The organism is Mycobacterium sp. 1245805.9 (genome assembly GCF_001672915.1).
Classification (GTDB): Bacteria; Actinomycetota; Actinomycetes; order Mycobacteriales; family Mycobacteriaceae; genus Mycobacterium.
This window is the reverse complement of sequence record NZ_LZKR01000073.1, coordinates 1-16,208: the sequence shown is the minus strand read 5'-3', so window position 1 is coordinate 16,208 and position 16,208 is coordinate 1. Positions and strand designations below refer to the sequence as shown.

Sequence of the window (16,208 nt, the reverse complement as noted above, 5' to 3'; positions counted from 1 at the left end):
GAACAGCGCGAGCACCTGGTCTTCGACGGCAACCGCCACCTCCCGCTGGCCGGCTTAGACGGCATGGCCGAGCGCACCATCACGATCTCCAGCGCGGCCAAGATGTTCAACTGCACCGGATGGAAGATCGGGTGGGCCTGCGGCCCAGCGCAACTCATCGCCGGCGTGCGCTCGGCCATGCCGTCTAAGCCGGCCAGCGGGAGGTGGCGGTTGCCGTCGAAGACCAGGTGCTCGTACACCTCGTCGGTGATCACCAAAAGGTCGGCGGCCACCGCGATCTCGGCGATGGCGGTGATATCGGTCGGGCTCAGCACCGTTCCGGTGGGGTTGTGCGGCGAGTTGACGATCAGGGCGCGGGTCCGCGGCGTCACCGCGCGCCGCAGGGCGTCGGCGTCCAGCGCGAAGCCACGGCCGTCGGGCACCAGTGGCACCGCAACCCGGTGCGCGCCGGCCATCGCGACCACCGGCGAGTAGGAGTCGTAGAAGGGTTCGATGAGCACCACCTCCGAGCCCGGCTCGACCAGCCCGATTACCGACGCCGCGATGGCCTCGGTGGCCCCGACCGTCACCAATATCTCGGTGTCGGGGTCGTACTCGATGCCGAAGTGCCGGCGCCGATGCGCGGAGATGGCCTGGCGCAGCGGCGCGACGCCGATGCCGGGCGGGTACTGGTTGGCGCCCGCGGCGATGGCGTCCTGGGCGGCCTTCAGCAACGCGGGGGGCCCGTCCTCGTCGGGGAAGCCCTGGCCGAGGTTCACCGCGCCGATCCGCGCGGCCAGCGCCGACATCTCGGCGAACACCGTCGTCGCGTAGGGCCGCAGTCGCGACACCGTCATGGGGGTCGAGCTTAAGGCCGGCGCTCTCACCGAACGTGCGGCTGGCCGCACGTTCGGCGCCCAGCGTGCGGCTGGCCGCACAGTCGGCGTCCTGACCAGCGCCATTACTCCCAACCAACAGGTTGGTTTAGGGTGTAATCCGGATCCGAACCCCCATTTGTGAAGAGGAAGCCGACATGTCCGAAGAAGCCTTCATCTACGAGGCGATCCGCACCCCCCGCGGCAAGCAGAAGAACGGCTCGTTGAACGAGGTCAAGCCGCTGAACCTGGTCGTCGGCCTGATCGAGGAGCTGCGCAGGCGCCACCCCGACCTGGACGAGAGCCTGATCAGTGACGTCGTCCTGGGCTGCGTTTCACCCGTGGGCGACCAGGGCGGCGACATCGCCCGCACCGCGGTGATCGCGGCCGGTATGCCCGACACCGTCGGCGGCGTGCAGCTCAACCGGTTCTGCGCCTCGGGCCTGGAGGCCGTCAACACCGCCGCGCAGAAGGTCCGCTCCGGCTGGGACGACCTGGTGCTCGGGGGCGGCGTGGAGTCGATGAGCCGCGTTCCGATGGGCTCCGACGGCGGCGCGATGATGGCCGACCCGGCCACCTCCTACGACGCGTACATCGTCCCCCAGGGCATCGGCGCGGACCTGATCGCCACCATCGAGGGCTTCTCCCGCGAGGACGTCGACGCCTACGCGCTGCGCTCGCAGGAGCTGGCGGCGGCGGCCTGGTCCGGCGGCTACTTCGCCAAGTCGGTGGTTCCCGTCCGCGACCAGAACGGGCTGCTGATCCTCGACCACGACGAGCACATGCGCCCCGACACCACGATGGAGGGCCTGGGCAAGCTGAAGCCCGCTTTCGAGGGCCTGGCCGCGATGGCCGGCTTCGACGACGTGGCGCTGCAGAAGTATCACTGGGTCGAAAAGATCAACCACGTCCACACCGGCGGCAACAGCTCGGGCATCGTCGACGGCGCCGCGCTGGTGCTCATCGGCAACGAGAGGGCCGGCACGTCGCAGGGCCTGACGCCGCGCGCCCGCATCGTGGCCACCGCCACCACCGGCGCCGACCCGACCATCATGCTCACCGGCCCGACGCCGGCCACCCAAAAGGTGCTGGACCGGGCCGGACTTACCGTCGACGACATCGACCTGTTCGAGTTGAACGAGGCGTTCGCGTCGGTCGTCCTGAAGTTCCAGAAGGACCTGAACATTCCGGACGAGAAGCTCAACGTCAACGGTGGCGCCATCGCGATGGGCCACCCGCTGGGCGCCACCGGCGCCATGATCCTGGGCACCATGGTCGACGAGCTCGAGCGCCGCGGCGCCCGGCGTGCGCTGATCACGCTGTGCATCGGCGGCGGCATGGGCGTCGCCACCATTATTGAGAGGGTTTAAGACCATGGCAGAGAACACCATTCAGTGGGACAAGGACGCCGACGGCATCGTCACGCTGACGCTGGACGACCCGACCGGGTCGGCCAACGTGATGAATGAGCATTACAAGGAGTCGATGCACAAGGCCGTCGAACGCCTTGTCGCCGAGAAGGATTCGATCACCGGTGTGGTGATCACCAGCGCCAAGAAGACGTTCTTCGCCGGTGGTGACCTGAAGGGCATGATCAAGCTCGGCCCCGAGAACGCCGGCGAGGCGTTCGACACCGTCGAGGCGGTCAAGCGTGACCTGCGCACGCTGGAGACCCTGGGCAAGCCGGTGGTGGCCGCCATCAACGGCGCGGCGCTGGGCGGCGGCCTGGAGATCGCGCTCGCCTGTCATCACCGCATCGTCGCCGACGTCAAGGGCGTCCAGATCGGGCTGCCCGAGGTCACGCTGGGCCTGCTGCCCGGCGGCGGCGGCGTCACCCGCACCGTGCGGATGCTGGGCATCCAGAACGCCTTCGTCAACGTGCTGAGCCAGGGCACCCGCTTCAAGCCGGCCGCGGCCAAGGACAACGGCCTCGTCGACGAGATCGTCTCTAGCGTCGAAGAATTGGTGCCGGCGGCGAAGGCGTGGATCAAGGCCAACCCCGAGTCGCACACCCAGCCCTGGGACGTCAAGGGCTACAAGATTCCCGGCGGCACCCCGTCGTCACCGGCGCTGGCGGCCATCCTGCCGTCGTTCCCGTCGTTGCTGCGCAAGCAGCTCAAGGGCGCGCCGATGCCGGCGCCGCGGGCCATCCTGGCCGCGGCCGTCGAGGGCACGCAGGTGGACTTCGACACCGCCACCCGCATCGAGAGCCGCTACTTCACGCAACTGGTCACCGGCCAGGTCGCCAAGAACATGATCCAGGCGTTCTTCTTCGACCTGCAGCACATCAACGGCGGCGGGTCGCGGCCGGACGGCATCGAGCCGGTCAAGATCAACAAGATCGGCGTGCTGGGTGCGGGCATGATGGGCGCCGGCATCGCCTACGTGTCGGCCAAGGCCGGGTACGACGTCGTGCTCAAGGACGTCAGCATCGAGGCCGCCGAGAAGGGCAAGAATTACTCGGAAAAGCTTGAGGCCAAGGCGCTTCAGCGGGGCAAGACCACCGAGGAGAAGAGCAAGGCGCTACTGGACCGCATCACGCCGTCGGCCGACCCCGCCGACTTCAAGGGCGTCGACTTCGTCATCGAGGCGGTCTTCGAGAACCAGGACCTCAAACATAAGGTGTTCCAAGAGATCGAGGACATCGTCGAGCCCAACGCGCTGCTGGGGTCCAACACCTCCACGCTGCCGATCACCGGTCTGGCGACCGGCGTGAAGCGGCAGGAGGACTTCATCGGGATCCACTTCTTCTCCCCGGTCGACAAGATGCCGCTGGTCGAAATCATCAAGGGCGAGAAGACTTCCGACGAGGCGCTGGCCCGGGTATTCGACTACACGCTGGCCATCGGCAAAACCCCGATCGTCGTCAACGACAGCCGCGGCTTCTTCACCAGCCGCGTCATCGGCACGTTCGTGAACGAGGCGTTGGCGATGCTTGGTGAGGGCGTCGAGCCCGCCAGCATCGAGCACGCCGGGTCGCAGGCCGGCTACCCGGCCCCGCCGCTGCAGCTGTCCGACGAGCTCAACCTGGAGCTGATGCACAAGATCGCCGCGGCCACCCGCAAGGGCGTCGAGGACGCCGGCGGCACCTACGAGCCGCACCCGGCCGAGGCCGTGGTCGACAAGATGATCGAGCTCGGCCGCCCGTCGCGGTTGAAGGGTGCCGGCTTCTACGAGTACGTCGACGGCAAGCGCACCCAGCTGTGGCCGGGCCTGCGCGAGACGTTCAAGTCCGGTGCGTCGCAGCCGCCGCTGCAGGACATGATCGACCGGATGCTGTTCGCCGAGGCGCTGGAAACCCAGAAGTGCCTCGACGAGGGCGTGCTGACGTCAACGGCCGACGCCAACATCGGCTCGATCATGGGCATCGGGTTTCCCCCGTGGACCGGTGGTAGCGCGCAGTTCATCGTCGGCTACGAGGGGCCGGGCGGGATCGGCAAGGACGCCTTCGTCGCCCGTGCCCGCGAGCTGGCCGCCAAGTACGGTGACCGCTTCCTGCCGCCGGCCTCGCTGACGTAGCTCGGCCACCAGACGCAAAAGCCCCCAAAACCTAGTGTTTTCGGGTGCTTTTGCGTCTGCTCGCGCTCAGAGGGCGGCGGCGATTCGGCGCCATTGCTCGCGGGGGAAGGCGCTCGGGTCGGCCGTCACCACCTGGACGCAGACGTGGTCGGCGCCGGCCGCCCGGTGCTCGGCGACCCTGCGCATGACGGCAGCTTCGTCGCCCCAGGCGATGATCGCGGTGAGCAGCCGATCGCTGACCTGGGCCAGGTCGTCTTCGGAGAAACCGCTGCGCCGCAGGTTGTTCGCGTAGTTGGGCAACGCCAATAACGCCCGCAGCCAATCGGTTCCGACGCGGCGCGCCTCGTCGGCGTCGTCGGTGAGGATCACGGTCTGCTCGGGCAGCAGCAACGGGCCCTCGCCCAAAGCCGAACGGGCGGAAGCGGTGTGCTCGGGGGTGACGAGATAGGGGTGGGCGCCGCGGGCGCGGGTCGCCGACAGTTCGAGCATCTTGGGGCCGAGCGCGGCGAGGACGCGGGCTTCGGTGGGCACGGGCCGGGGTGCGGCGTCCAGCCCGTCCAGGAACGACGCCGTCGCCGCCAGCGGCTTGCGATACCGCCCCGGCTCGCCGGCGTCGATGAGGGGCGCGTGGCTGACGCCGATCCCCAGCAGGAAGCGGTCGCCGTGCTCGGCGGTGAGCGCGGCGAAGGATTCGGCGACGTCGCCGGCCGAGTGCATCCAGAGATTGAGGATCCCCGTGGCGATCACGGTCCGCTTGGTCGCGGCAAGCAGGTGACCCACCGCGTCGAACACCGGTCCGCCCACGTCGGGGATCCACAGCGCCGTGAAGCCTAGCTCGTCCAATTCCGCTGCCGCGTCCGCGATCTCGGCCGCGTCGCCGTAGCGCAGTTGGCTGCTCCAGATACCCACGCCGCCAAGGTCCACGGGCGATCATCCCCTTCGTGTCACACTTCGACTTCGCTGTAGTCGGGCACCCGCATCGAGTCGTATATGCGCACGCCCTTGGTGTTCAGCTTTGCCAACCCTCTGGACAGCGACCCGGGCATCAACGAGATCAGTTGGACCCCACGGGTTAACGCCCAGACGCCGGCTCGGGAGCCGGGGATGATGGTCCTGGCGGCGCCCCGCGCGAAGGACCGGCTGCGATGCACCGGCTCGCGCATCTCCAGCTCGTAGGCCGCGAACGCGCGCAGGTGATCGCCGTCGGCGCGGGCGAGTTCCCCGGCCAGCACGTAGGCGCCCAGCACGGCGAGGCTGGTGCTGCCGCCGACCGCGGGGCCTGGGCAATACCCGGCGTCTCCGACGAGGGTGACCCGGCGCCGCGACCAGATGTTCATACGCAGCTGGCTGATCGCGTCGAAGTAGAACGTCGGCGTCCGGTCGATTTCCCCCAGCCAGTCGTCCACCTGCGGGTGCATCCCCGCGAAGGCATCGCGGAGTAATTCCTTCTGCCGCAACGAATCCCGATAGTCGTAGTCGAGCTCCTCTTTGCTGCGGAACATGAATACCAGCCGGGCGTCGTCCAGATGATCCGCGGTGTAGACCGCCACGAGTCGGCCGACGCCGATGTGGCCGAGCATTTCGCCGGGGACGGCCAGCGTCTTGGGCGCCGACACCACCGCCAGGTAGCCACCGATGAAGCGGGTGAGGCCGGCCTCCTCGCCGAATACCAGGCGCCGGACGTTGGAGTGCAGCCCGTCGGCGCCGACGATGACGTCGAAGCTGCGGGCGGGCGCGCGCTCGAAGGTGACCTCGCCGTCGGGCTCGATCGCCGTGATGGAATCGCCGAAGAGGTACTCGACGTCGTCGCGGCCGGCGTCGTAATAGATCTCGCTGAGGTCGTCGCGCATGATCTCCACGTGCCGGTCGGAGGCAATGCCGACCAGCTTGGTGAGGTCGACCTCGGTGGGCTGGGGCCGGCCTTCCCGATACATCGTCAGTCGGTCGGTTCCGGTGGCGAGCGCCTCGATGCGGGGCAAGACGCCCATCTTCGCCGAGATTTCCATCGCCGGGCGGAACAGGTCGACGGCGTGGCCGCCCGTCTTGCGCAGCGTCGCCGCGCGCTCGACCACGGTGACGTCGAAGCCGTGGCGGGTGAGCCAGTACGCCAGCACTGGCCCGGCGATGCTGGCGCCGGAGATCAGAACCCGCATAGCGGCTAAGCCTAACCGCCGGTATTGGCCCCGGAAGCAGCGCTAGTTCTGGTCCTGGGCGTTCTGCTGGAAGATGTCGCCCGAGGTCTGGCCGTTGTCGTTGACGAAATTCGTGTCATCGGTGGGGAAGGGCGGCGAGGCGTTGAATAGCGCCAGCACCGCGGCGGCCGCGGCACCCGCGAAGATCAGCTGGATCGCGAGGCCTGGCCGACGGCGTGGAGTGGTTTGGTGCCCGAGGTTTGTCATGCGTCATGTCTAAGGCTCGGTCGTCGGCGACGGCTGAGTCCGAGCTTTTGATCCGCTGTGAGGCCGCATCGTCACCGGGCTAAAGTCCCTTGCTATGCGCTTCGGTCTCTTTATCCCGCAAGGCTGGCGGATGGATCTCGTCGGCATCGATCCCGAAAAGCAGTGGGCGGTGATGCGCGACCTGGCCGCCTACGCCGACGACGGCGCCTGGGACTCGCTGTGGGTATACGACCACTTCCACACCGTCCCGATGCCGACGGGCGAGGCCACCCACGAGGCGTGGTCGCTGATGGCGGCGTATGCGGCGACGACGTCGCGGATCAAGCTCGGCCAGATGTGCACGGCGATGAGTTACCGCAATCCGGTGTACCTGGCCAAGGTGGCCGCGACGGCGGACATCATCTCCGGCGGCCGCATCCAGATGGGGATCGGCGGCGGCTGGTACGAACACGAGTGGCGCGCTTACGGTTACGGTTTCCCGTCGGCCAAGGTGCGGTTGGGCCGGCTGGACGAGGGTGTGCAGATCATGCGCGACGCGTGGCGCGACGGCAAGGTCAGCTTCGATGGCGAGCACTACCAGGTCGACGGCGCGATCGTCGCGCCGAAGCCCTTGCAGGGCAACGGCATACCGCTGTGGATCGCCGGCGGCGGCGAGAAGGTGACGCTGCGCATCGCCGCGAAATACGCGCAGTACACCAACTTCACCCCGGAGCCCGACGCGTTCGCGCACAAGTCGTCGGTGCTGGAAGGGCATTGCCGCGACGTCGGTACCGACTTCGGGGCGATCGTGCGTTCGGTCAACGTCAACGCGATCATCGGAACGTCCGACGACGACGTCAAGGACCGGCTGCGACGGGTGCGCGACCGGTTGGTCGGCTATGTGCCCGAAGCCGCCGCCGATGCGATGATCGCCGGCACCACCGGTCCGGATTCGGCGGTCGGCACCGCGGAACAGGCGATCGAGCGGCTCGCCAGGATCCGCGACCTCGGCTGTGAATACGCGATCTGCTATTTCCCGGAGGCCGCGTACGACCGCTCGGGCATCGAGCTGTTCGAGCGGGAAGTCATCCCCGCGCTGAGCTAGATATCGGTGGTGGCGTACCGCGTCTTGACCGGGGGCGCGGCGAGCAGCGGGGGCAACTCGGTCAGTTTGCCCTCGCCGGCCCGGAACGCGCGGTAGGCCTCGTCGTGCTCGACCGTGTCCCACAGTTCGTAAATCACCCAGTGCGCCTCGTCGTCCTCATCGACCAGCACGTCGGTGACGAGGTTCCCCTCGAACGCCCGGGTGTCTTGCAGCGCCCGGCCCATGACCTCCCGCGCCGCGGACACCGCCTCGGGCTTCAACCTGAGTTCGAGTAGCACCGTGACCGGCATAGACGTCTCCTCATCGTCGACTCGGGGCTCCGACACCATAACGTGCCGGGGGCGGTCAGACCGCCACACCAGTCTCTCGCCGAGGAGATGCCCGATGTGCCCGCCTCATAGCGACAGTGCCAGGGGAGGCGGCGGACCGGGGCCAGGTTGTCGCTCGGAGGCGGGCAAGCATCGACCGCCTGCGCCAGGGATCTGGGGGGCCTGTGTTAGCGAACGAGATGTGGATAGGCGACAATGAGAATGTGGTTTCCACTTTTCGGAAAGCTGTTATACGGTTCAGTTAGCATTGTTCTGTTCGGACGCTGGAGGATCCCTTAATGCAGAAGGCGCTGGCCCCCGAAATCTCGACCTGGCCCGACGAGAACCCACAGCTGATCGGGAGTCGCTGCGGCAACTGCGGCGCCACGACGTTCCCGGTGCAGCAGTGGTGCCCGCGCTGCAGCGGCGGCGAGATGACCGAGTTGCTGTTGCCTCGCCGCGGCACCCTGGTGGCGTGGACCACCCAGGGCTTCCCGCCTGGGGCGCCGTACGCCGGCCCGACGGGCAACGACTTCGTGCCGTTCGGCGTCGGGCTGGTGCAGCTGGGCGACATCATTCGAGTCGAGGCGCGGCTGACCGAAAACGACCCGGCCAAGCTGCAATTCGGTCAAGAGGTCGAGTTGACCATGGTGCCGTTGACCACGGACGACGAGGGCGCCGAGGTCATGACGTTCGCTTTCCAGCCGGTCTGAGGAGGCCTGAGATGACTAATGACGTTGCCATCATCGGCGTGGGGCTGCACCCGTTCGGCAGGTTCGACAAGACCGCGATGCAGATGGGGGCCGAGGCCATCCAGTCCGCGCTGGCCGACGCCCACCTGGAGTGGAAGGACATCCAGTTCGGCTTCGGCGGCAGCCACGAGGTGTCCAACCCCGACGCCGTGACCCGCCTGGTCGGGCTGACCGGCATCACGTTCACCAACGTGTTCAACGCGTGCGCCACCGCGGCCAGCGCGATTCAGCAGACCGCCGACACCATCCGGCTGGGCAAGTACGACATCGGCATCGCCATCGGCCTGGACAAGCACCCGCGCGGCGCGTTCACCGACGACCCCGCCAAGCTGGCGCTGCCGCAGTGGTACGCGCAGAACGGGCAGTTCGTCACGACCAAGTTCTTCGGCATGAAGGCCAACAAGTACATCCACGACCACAACATCTCCCAGGCCACGCTGGCCAAGGTCGCGGCCAAGAACTTCCGCAACGGCGCGCTCAACCCGAATGCGTTCCGCCGCAAGCCGATTCCCGAGGAAGAGATCCTCAAGTCGCCGGTGCTCAACTACCCGCTGACGCAGTACATGTTCTGCGCGCCCGACGAGGGCGCCGCGGCGGTGGTCATGTGCCGGGCCGACCTCGCGCACAAGTACACCGACAAGCCCGTGTACGTCCGGGCCTGCGAAATCCGCACCCGCCGGTACGGCGCCTACGAGGTGCACGCCACCTTCGCCCCGCTGGACGAGGACGTCTCGCCGACGGTGTACGCGTCCAAGGCGGCCTACGAGGCCGCCGGCATCGGGCCCGAGGACGTCGACGTGGCCCAACTGCAAGACACCGACGCCGGCAACGAGGTCATCCACATGGCCGAGACCGGCCTGTGCGCCGACGGTGAGCAGGAGAAGCTGCTCGCCGACGGTGCCACCGAGATTCACGGGACGATGCCGGTCAACACCGACGGCGGGCTGATCGCCAACGGCGAGCCGATCGGCGCGTCGGGCCTGCGGCAGATGCACGAGCTGGTGCGCCAGCTGCGCGGCGAGGCGGGCGAGCGTCAGGTGCCCGGCAACCCGCGCGTGGGCCTGGCCCAGGTGTACGGAGCACCGGGAACCGCGTCGGCGACGATCCTGTCGCTGTAGTTCCTATCGCGAGCGCGCGCGGCTGAAATGCCCCGCCGTCCGAATCGCACCAGCACCGAGCGTGAAGTGGTTGCGAAAACCAGCGCGATTTTGCGCAGTGGCTTCACGTTCGGCGCTGTGGGATTTCGGCTCATTTTCGAGCGAGACGCAAATCCCTAAACCGAGTGTTTGGGCGACTTTCGTCTGCTTGCGGTTAGATCGCCGGGCCCAGCAGGTCGTCCGCGTCGCGGATGATGTAGCCGTAGCCCTGCTCTGCGAGGAAGCGCTGGCGATGCGCGGCATAGTCGGCGTCCAGGCTGTCGCGGGCCACCACCGAGTAGAACATGGCGCCGCCGCCGTCGTGCTTGGGCCGCAATAGTCGGCCCAGCCGCTGGGCCTCTTCTTGGCGCGAGCCGAAAGTTCCCGAAACCTGCACGGCCACAGACGCTTCCGGCAAGTCGATGGAGAAGTTCGCCACCTTGGACACGACCAGGGTGGACACCTCGCCGCGGCGAAAGGCGTCGAACAGCGCTTCGCGTTCCTTGGTTCGCGTCGATCCCTGGATCACCGGGGCGTCCAGCGCGGCGCCGAGCTCGTCGAGCTGATCCAGGTAGGCGCCGATCACCAGCGTCTGCTCGCCGGGATGCTTTTCCAAAATCGACTTGACCACAGCAATTTTGGTGTGCACCGTCGAGCACAGCCGGTACCGCTCTTCGGGTTCGGCGGTGGCGTACATCATCCGCTCGTTGTCGGTCATGGTCACCCGTACCTCGACGCACTCCGCCGGCGCGATCCAGCCCTGCGCCTCGATGTCCTTCCACGGCGCGTCGTAGCGCTTCGGGCCGATCAGGGAAAACACGTCGCCCTCGCGGCCGTCTTCGCGGATCAACGTGGCGGTCAGGCCAAGTCGCCGCTTGGACTGCAGGTCGGCGGTCATCCGGAACACGGGAGCCGGCAGCAGGTGTACCTCGTCGTAGATGATCAGCCCCCAGTCGCGGCTGTCGAAGAGCTCCAGGTGCCGGTATTCGCCCTTGGTGCGACGGGTGATCATCTGGTACGTCGAGATGGTGACCGGCCGAATCTCCTTGCGCTCACCGGAGTATTCGCCGATCTCGTCCTCGGTCAGCGAGGTGCGTGCGACCAGCTCGCGTTTCCACTGCCGGGCGGCGACGATGTTGGTGACCAGAATCAGCGTCGTCGCACCGGCTTTGGCCATCGCGGCCGCGCCGACGAGCGTCTTGCCGGCACCGCAGGGCAGCACCACCACCCCGGAACCGCCCGACCAGAACGAGTCCGCGGCCAACTGTTGGTAGTCGCGCAGATGCCAACCGTCCTGCTCGAGGCTGATCGGGTGCGCCTCACCGTCGACGTAGCCGGCGAGATCCTCTGCGGGCCAGCCGATCTTGAGGAGCATCTGCTTGACCCGCCCGCGCTCGCTGGGGTGGACGACGACGGTGTCCTCGTCGATGCGCGCGCCCAGCATCGGCGTGATCTTCTTGTTGCGCAGCACCTCCTCGAGCACCGCGCGATCGAAGCTGACCAGCGTCAGGCCGTGTGCCGGGTGCTTGACGAGCTGCAGCCGGCCGTAGCGGGCCATCGTGTCGACGATGTCGACCAGCAGCGGCTGGGGCACGGCGTAGCGGGAGAAGCTGACCAGCGCGTCGACGACCTGTTCGGCGTCGTGGCCGGCGGCGCGGGCGTTCCACAGCGCCAGCGGCGTGATGCGGTAAGTGTGCACGTGCTCCGGCGCGCGTTCCAGCTCGGCGAACGGCGCGATGGCGGCGCGCGCGGCGCCGGCCAGCTCGTGATCCACTTCGAGCAGCACCGTCTTGTCGGACTGCACGATCAATGGTCCGTCGGTCATTTGACCCATTATCCGGACTCCGCCGACACCACCGACGTGATGCGGTGGATGGCGAAGTCACGCAGCCGGCCCGACGCCGAATCGAAGGCCACCAGCTGCCCGCCCCGGACGGAGATCGGCGAGACGACCCGCTGGGTGGCCACCCCGGCGGCGTCCAGGTACCCGATCACCAGCGTGTCCTGGTCCCTGGCCGCGCGCTGCAACATCGACATGGTGACCGCGGGGTCGACGCGGATGTTCCCGAACGGCGCGGCCGTCACCTTGCGCAGCACCGAGACGACGGCGTTCAGCGTCTCGCCGCTGGGACGCGGCGTGGGCCGGTAGGGCCGGCGCTGCGGCGGCGTAGGCACCCTCGCCCCGCGGGGCCGGACGTCGACGATCGAACCGGAGGAGTCCTCGGCGGCCGGGGCGAAGCCCGCGTGGCGGAGCCTGACGAGCACCTCGGCGATGGGCGCCGGCGACACAGCGACCGTCGGGGCCAGGGCGCGCAACTGCAGGTCCTCCGCGGCCGCCACCGCCTGGGCCAGCAGCACCGGATCCTCGCACCGCACGAACGACGCGGCCATGCCGATCCGCAGCTGGCCATGGCGGCGGGCGACGTCGTCGATCAGGTAGGTGAGTCCTTGCGGCACCGGGGTTTTGGAGTGCTTGCTGAAAAGGTCGTGCATCCAGTCGCGGGTCTTGCCGATGTCGAGCGCGTGCCGGATGGACTGCTCGCTGATGCGATACACCATCGCCGTGCCGGCCGATTCGACGGTGGCGACGGTGGCAAGGTCCTCGGCGAGGTCGCGTTGCAGTGGGCCGGGCACGACGACGGTCAGGTCGGCCTGCAGCAGGAAGTGGTCGATCGGTGCGGGCATGGCCCGCGCCATCGCCTGCACGGCGAGCTCCGGATCGCCGGCGTCGTCCAGCAGCGCTCGCCCGGGCGTGCTGATCGCCCCGCGACCGACCAGGCCCAGCGCGTGGCATTCGGTCAGTAGATCGGAAACGGGTTGCGGCTGCAGCCTTCTGGCCCAGCGCGGACGCCGCCAGATCAGCGCCGCCGAGGCGGTGACGGCGTCGACGCCGGCCCCGGGCGGCAGGCCGGACAGCACGCCCAGCAGCAGTCGGCGGTCCAGCGGCGCGGCTGTCGAATACAGCGAATCCGTCAGGGCGCCATAGGGTTTGGCGTCGGGACCGCGGGTGCCGATCAACGCCGGCCGGCCCGGCAGGTCGAGCCAGGTGCTGGCCAGCAGGTGCCAACGCTCGGCGGCGGTCATCGACGAGAACCGTTCGATGGCCGCCGTCGGCGCCCAGTACGGTCCCTCGCCGTCGGCGGGTTCCGGGTCGGGCATGCCGCTGGCGATCAATCCCGCCGCGGCGGCCAGCTCGAGGATCAGCCCCAGCCGCGGTTCCTCGACGCCGGTCGTCTTGGCCAGCCGCTTGAGGTCGCGAATGCCCAGTCCGCCGCTGCGAAGCTCGGAAACCGGTGCGGCGCCGAGGGTTTGCAGCAGCACGTCGAACTCGCGGAGCAGGTCGATGACGGCTCCGGCGGCCACCGCATCCACGTCGTCCGCGGTGGTGGTCGACACCACCGGGTCGGGCGCCGTCAGCTGCATCGGACCGGGGTCCTCGCCCCGCAGCACCTGCCCGACGTGCCGGGGCAGGATCACGGTCTCGGCATCGATGCGCCGCAGCAGACCCGTCGCCAGCAGCTGCGGGACCGGCCGATCCGCTGGGGCACCGGGGGCGGCGTCGCGGGTGCGGCCCATCGGCGAACCCTCGAGCAGCTTTTGGAGCACGTCGAGCTGGGCCTGGTCGAGGGCGTCGATGAGGCCGGCGATTTCCTCGCCCGTGCGGGAGCTGTCCTCGAGCGTGACCTGCCCCGGGTGCCACGGCAAGGCGGTGCCGGCGTCGGCGGCCACCCGGACCGCGGCATCCCCCCAGACCAGTGCGCGCTGCCGCAGGTCGTCCAGTGCGCCGAGAACGTCGGCTTCGGGGGCGCGGTCGCCGATGAGGGCGAGCAGCTTGGCGATTTGCACCGGGGCGGAATCGGCCTGCAGCACCAGCAGCGCGTCGAGCACCGCCAGCCGCAAGAAGTCCAGGTCGTCGGTGGCGGCCTTGACCGACTGGCGCGCCTGGGCGCGCGCGGCCAGCGCCGCGATGCTGCCAGGCGGCGGCTGGGCGAGGTCTGGCCGGAGTTCCAGCAGTCGGATCAGCCGCTCGTCGGGCAAGTCGGCCAGCCAGGACCCCAGCGGGATGTCCGGGGTGTTATCGGTCATTGCTGACCAGCGTAAAGCAGTCCGCGCGACCGGCTCGCACGCAAATCCCACGGTCAGCGTGGGCTTGCGCCGCGGGCGCGGGCGCCACCTGTCAGAATGGACCCCGTGGCTGACTCTGCTGAAGGCAAGGCGCGCAAGACCAACTACGTCGACAACGGCTGGCCGACGACGGACCCGGACGACCACGCCGTGAGCGAACTGGTGAGCGACCGGACGGGTGCGCTGTCACCCTTCGGCGAGCTGGTCTTCCCGTTGCCCGCGACCGACCTGCCCTACGTTCACCCGGTCACGGTCGTCAACCGATAACCCATGGCTAGGGCCCCAGAGGCCGGCAAGGCCTCGGCAGGCACGCTCTCGCACCTGGACGAGCGGGGGGCGGCGCACATGGTCGACGTCACGGAAAAGGGCGCCACGCGGCGCACCGCCGTCGCGGCGGGCGCGTTGCGCACCTCGCCGGAGGTGGTGGCGCTCGTCTCGACCGGCGGCCTGCCCAAGGGCGACGCGTTAGCCACCGCGCGGGTGGCCGGCATTCTGGCGGCGAAGCGCACCAGCGACCTGATCCCACTGTGTCATCAGCTCGCACTCACCGGGGTGGACGTCGATTTCGCCGTCGGCGATTCGGACATCGAGATCACCGCGACCGTGCGCAGCACCGACCGCACGGGCGTGGAGATGGAGGCGCTGACCGCCGTCAGCGTGGCAGGGCTCACGCTGTACGACATGATCAAAGCTGTTGACCCGGCCGCCCGTCTCGATGACATTCGGGTGCTTCGCAAGCAGGGCGGCAAGACCGGAAATTGGGAGCGGTGATGGGCGCGCGATCCGCACGAATAATCATCGCGTCGACCCGTGCGTCGTCCGGCGTGTACGACGACCGTTGCGGACCGATCATCGCGGAATGGCTTGAACAACATGACTTTTCGCCCGCGCAGCCCGAGGTGGTGGCCGACGGCGAGCCGGTCGGCGAGGCGCTGCGTGGGGCGCTCGACGCCGAGGTCGACCTGATCATCACCTCGGGCGGCACCGGTATCTCGCCCAGCGACGGCACCCCGGACCAGACGGTGGCGGTGCTGGACTACATGATCCCCGGGCTCGCCGACGCCATCCGCCGCGTGGGGCAGCCCAAGGTGCCGACGTCGGTGCTGTCGCGCGGCGTCTGCGGTGTCGCGGGCCGCACGCTGATCGTGAATCTGCCCGGATCACCAGGCGGGGTGCGCGACGGGCTCGGCGTGCTCGCCGATGTGCTCGACCATGCGCTCGACCAACTCGCCGGCGGGGATCACCAGGGATGACCCGCGTGCTGCGCGCCGCCATGACCGAAGAGCCGATCGTGCTGGCGGAGCACGAAGAGCTGGTGGGCCATCAGTCGGCCGGGGCGGTCGTCGGGTTTGTCGGCATGATTCGCGACCACGACGGTGGCCGGCGGGTGGTGCGGTTGGAGTATTCCGCGCATCCTTCGGCCGAGCAGGTGCTGGCCGATGTCGTCGGCGAGGTCGCCGAGTCGTCCCGCGGGGTGCGGGCGATCGCGGCCAGCCACCGCATCGGCGTGCTGCACATCGGGGAGGCGGCGCTGGTGGCCGCGGTCGCCGCCGACCATCGGCAGGCGGCGTTCGAGACGTGCGCCCAACTGGTGGACACCATCAAGGCGCGGCTACCGGTGTGGAAGCACCAGTTCTTTGACGACGGAACCGAAGAATGGGTGGGCTCGGCCTAAAGACGACCCGGGCGCCCTCCCGCAATCGGCAGGTTTCGCGGGAGAGCGCCGGGCGTCTTCTGAGTTAAGTGGAGGAGTCAGCTGGCCTGGGGCGGTTGCGCCAGGGCATCCAGCGCATCGTTCCCGTGGATGTCCGCGACCCGGATCGCTTCCCACAGTTGCCGGGTGAAGCCCACGCCCTCAGTGCGGGGTGAGTCAGCCGGCGGGGGTACATCGGCGGGAGGCGCGGGCGGCATGGCGTCCGCGGGAGGCGCCGGGGGCGTCACGTCCGCCGGCGGCGGTGCCGGCTGGCCGAACGACGTCAGCGTCACCGGCGGGGCCGGCGGAGGACTCTTCGGACAGGCCGGCAGCGGCGG

Annotated in this window: 16 protein-coding genes; 9 read left to right on the top strand and 7 right to left on the bottom strand. The window is 68.8% G+C overall.

Annotated elements, in window-relative coordinates; translation table 11 throughout:
- Positions 1-836: aminotransferase class I/II-fold pyridoxal phosphate-dependent enzyme (locus A9X00_RS11095; RefSeq protein WP_156772034.1), on the bottom strand; the 836-nt coding region annotated here is incomplete at its 3' end.
- Between the two features lie 176 nt (positions 837-1,012).
- Between A9X00_RS11095 and A9X00_RS11090 the strand changes: the two genes are divergently transcribed.
- A complete protein-coding gene (locus A9X00_RS11090; protein ID WP_067152842.1) occupies positions 1,013-2,224 on the top strand; it encodes an acetyl-CoA C-acetyltransferase in 1,212 nt (403 codons plus the stop codon).
- Between the two features lie 4 nt (positions 2,225-2,228).
- Positions 2,229-4,373 (top strand): 3-hydroxyacyl-CoA dehydrogenase NAD-binding domain-containing protein, encoded by a 2,145-nt coding sequence (locus tag A9X00_RS11085; protein WP_067152840.1) that lies wholly within the window; start codon positions 2,229-2,231, stop codon positions 4,371-4,373.
- Positions 4,374-4,439: 66 nt separating this feature from the next.
- Here A9X00_RS11085 and A9X00_RS11080 read toward each other — a convergent pair whose 3' ends face one another.
- Genes A9X00_RS11080 through A9X00_RS11070 form a run of 3 tightly spaced genes read right to left on the bottom strand, consistent with a single transcriptional unit; the run spans position 4,440 to position 6,772 of the window.
- Positions 4,440-5,297, bottom strand: coding sequence for an LLM class F420-dependent oxidoreductase (locus A9X00_RS11080; protein WP_067152838.1), 858 nt, complete (start codon positions 5,295-5,297; stop codon positions 4,440-4,442).
- 20 nt (positions 5,298-5,317) lie between these two features.
- Positions 5,318-6,526: an FAD-dependent monooxygenase gene (locus A9X00_RS11075; protein ID WP_067152836.1), complete on the bottom strand. Its 1,209-nt coding sequence runs from the start codon at positions 6,524-6,526 to the stop codon at positions 5,318-5,320.
- A gap of 42 nt (positions 6,527-6,568) precedes the next feature.
- Positions 6,569-6,772 carry a hypothetical protein gene (locus tag A9X00_RS11070; RefSeq protein ID WP_067152834.1) on the bottom strand — a complete coding sequence of 68 codons (204 nt, stop codon included), beginning with the start codon at positions 6,770-6,772 and terminating at the stop codon, positions 6,569-6,571.
- 94 nt (positions 6,773-6,866) lie between these two features.
- On the opposite strand from A9X00_RS11070, the gene A9X00_RS11065 reads away from it, so the two are divergent.
- Positions 6,867-7,856, top strand: coding sequence for an LLM class F420-dependent oxidoreductase (locus A9X00_RS11065; RefSeq protein ID WP_067152832.1), 990 nt, complete (start codon positions 6,867-6,869; stop codon positions 7,854-7,856).
- On the opposite strand, the gene A9X00_RS11060 is transcribed toward A9X00_RS11065, so the two are convergent.
- Positions 7,853-8,146 carry a putative quinol monooxygenase gene (locus A9X00_RS11060; protein ID WP_067152830.1) on the bottom strand — a complete coding sequence of 98 codons (294 nt, stop codon included), beginning with the start codon at positions 8,144-8,146 and terminating at the stop codon, positions 7,853-7,855. The two genes, A9X00_RS11065 and A9X00_RS11060, sit on opposite strands and share 4 nt — an antisense overlap.
- A 317-nt stretch (positions 8,147-8,463) precedes the next feature.
- On the opposite strand from A9X00_RS11060, the gene A9X00_RS11055 reads away from it, so the two are divergent.
- Positions 8,464-8,877, top strand: coding sequence for a Zn-ribbon domain-containing OB-fold protein (locus A9X00_RS11055; RefSeq protein WP_067152828.1), 414 nt, complete (start codon positions 8,464-8,466; stop codon positions 8,875-8,877).
- An 11-nt stretch (positions 8,878-8,888) separates the two neighbouring features.
- Complete coding sequence (locus A9X00_RS11050; protein ID WP_067152826.1) at positions 8,889-10,034, top strand: thiolase family protein; 1,146 nt, start codon at positions 8,889-8,891, stop codon at positions 10,032-10,034.
- Positions 10,035-10,227: 193 nt separating this feature from the next.
- On the opposite strand, the gene A9X00_RS11045 is transcribed toward A9X00_RS11050, so the two are convergent.
- Both A9X00_RS11045 and A9X00_RS11040 read right to left on the bottom strand, forming a co-directional pair.
- Positions 10,228-11,877 carry a DNA repair helicase XPB gene (locus A9X00_RS11045; protein ID WP_067152824.1) on the bottom strand — a complete coding sequence of 550 codons (1,650 nt, stop codon included), beginning with the start codon at positions 11,875-11,877 and terminating at the stop codon, positions 10,228-10,230.
- Between the two features lie 8 nt (positions 11,878-11,885).
- Positions 11,886-14,138, bottom strand: a complete 2,253-nt coding sequence (locus A9X00_RS11040; RefSeq protein ID WP_067152822.1) for a helicase-associated domain-containing protein — start codon at positions 14,136-14,138, stop codon at positions 11,886-11,888.
- A gap of 105 nt (positions 14,139-14,243) precedes the next feature.
- Here A9X00_RS11040 and A9X00_RS11035 point away from each other — a divergent pair, with 105 nt between their 5' ends.
- The 4 genes from A9X00_RS11035 to A9X00_RS11020 are packed head-to-tail and all read left to right on the top strand — an operon-like array spanning position 14,244 to position 15,852.
- Positions 14,244-14,444 carry a hypothetical protein gene (locus A9X00_RS11035; protein WP_173817347.1) on the top strand — a complete coding sequence of 67 codons (201 nt, stop codon included), beginning with the start codon at positions 14,244-14,246 and terminating at the stop codon, positions 14,442-14,444.
- A 3-nt stretch (positions 14,445-14,447) separates the two neighbouring features.
- On the top strand, positions 14,448-14,948 hold the full coding sequence (gene moaC / locus A9X00_RS11030) for a cyclic pyranopterin monophosphate synthase MoaC (protein WP_082975058.1): 501 nt from the start codon (positions 14,448-14,450) through the stop codon (positions 14,946-14,948).
- Positions 14,948-15,430, top strand: coding sequence for a molybdenum cofactor biosynthesis protein B (locus tag A9X00_RS11025; RefSeq protein WP_067152819.1), 483 nt, complete (start codon positions 14,948-14,950; stop codon positions 15,428-15,430). The genes moaC and A9X00_RS11025 overlap by 1 nt, the downstream gene beginning before the upstream one ends.
- Positions 15,427-15,852, top strand: a complete 426-nt coding sequence (locus A9X00_RS11020; RefSeq protein ID WP_067152817.1) for a molybdenum cofactor biosynthesis protein MoaE — start codon at positions 15,427-15,429, stop codon at positions 15,850-15,852. Before A9X00_RS11025 ends, A9X00_RS11020 begins: the two co-directional genes overlap by 4 nt.
- Positions 15,853-16,208: the final 356 nt, after the last annotated feature.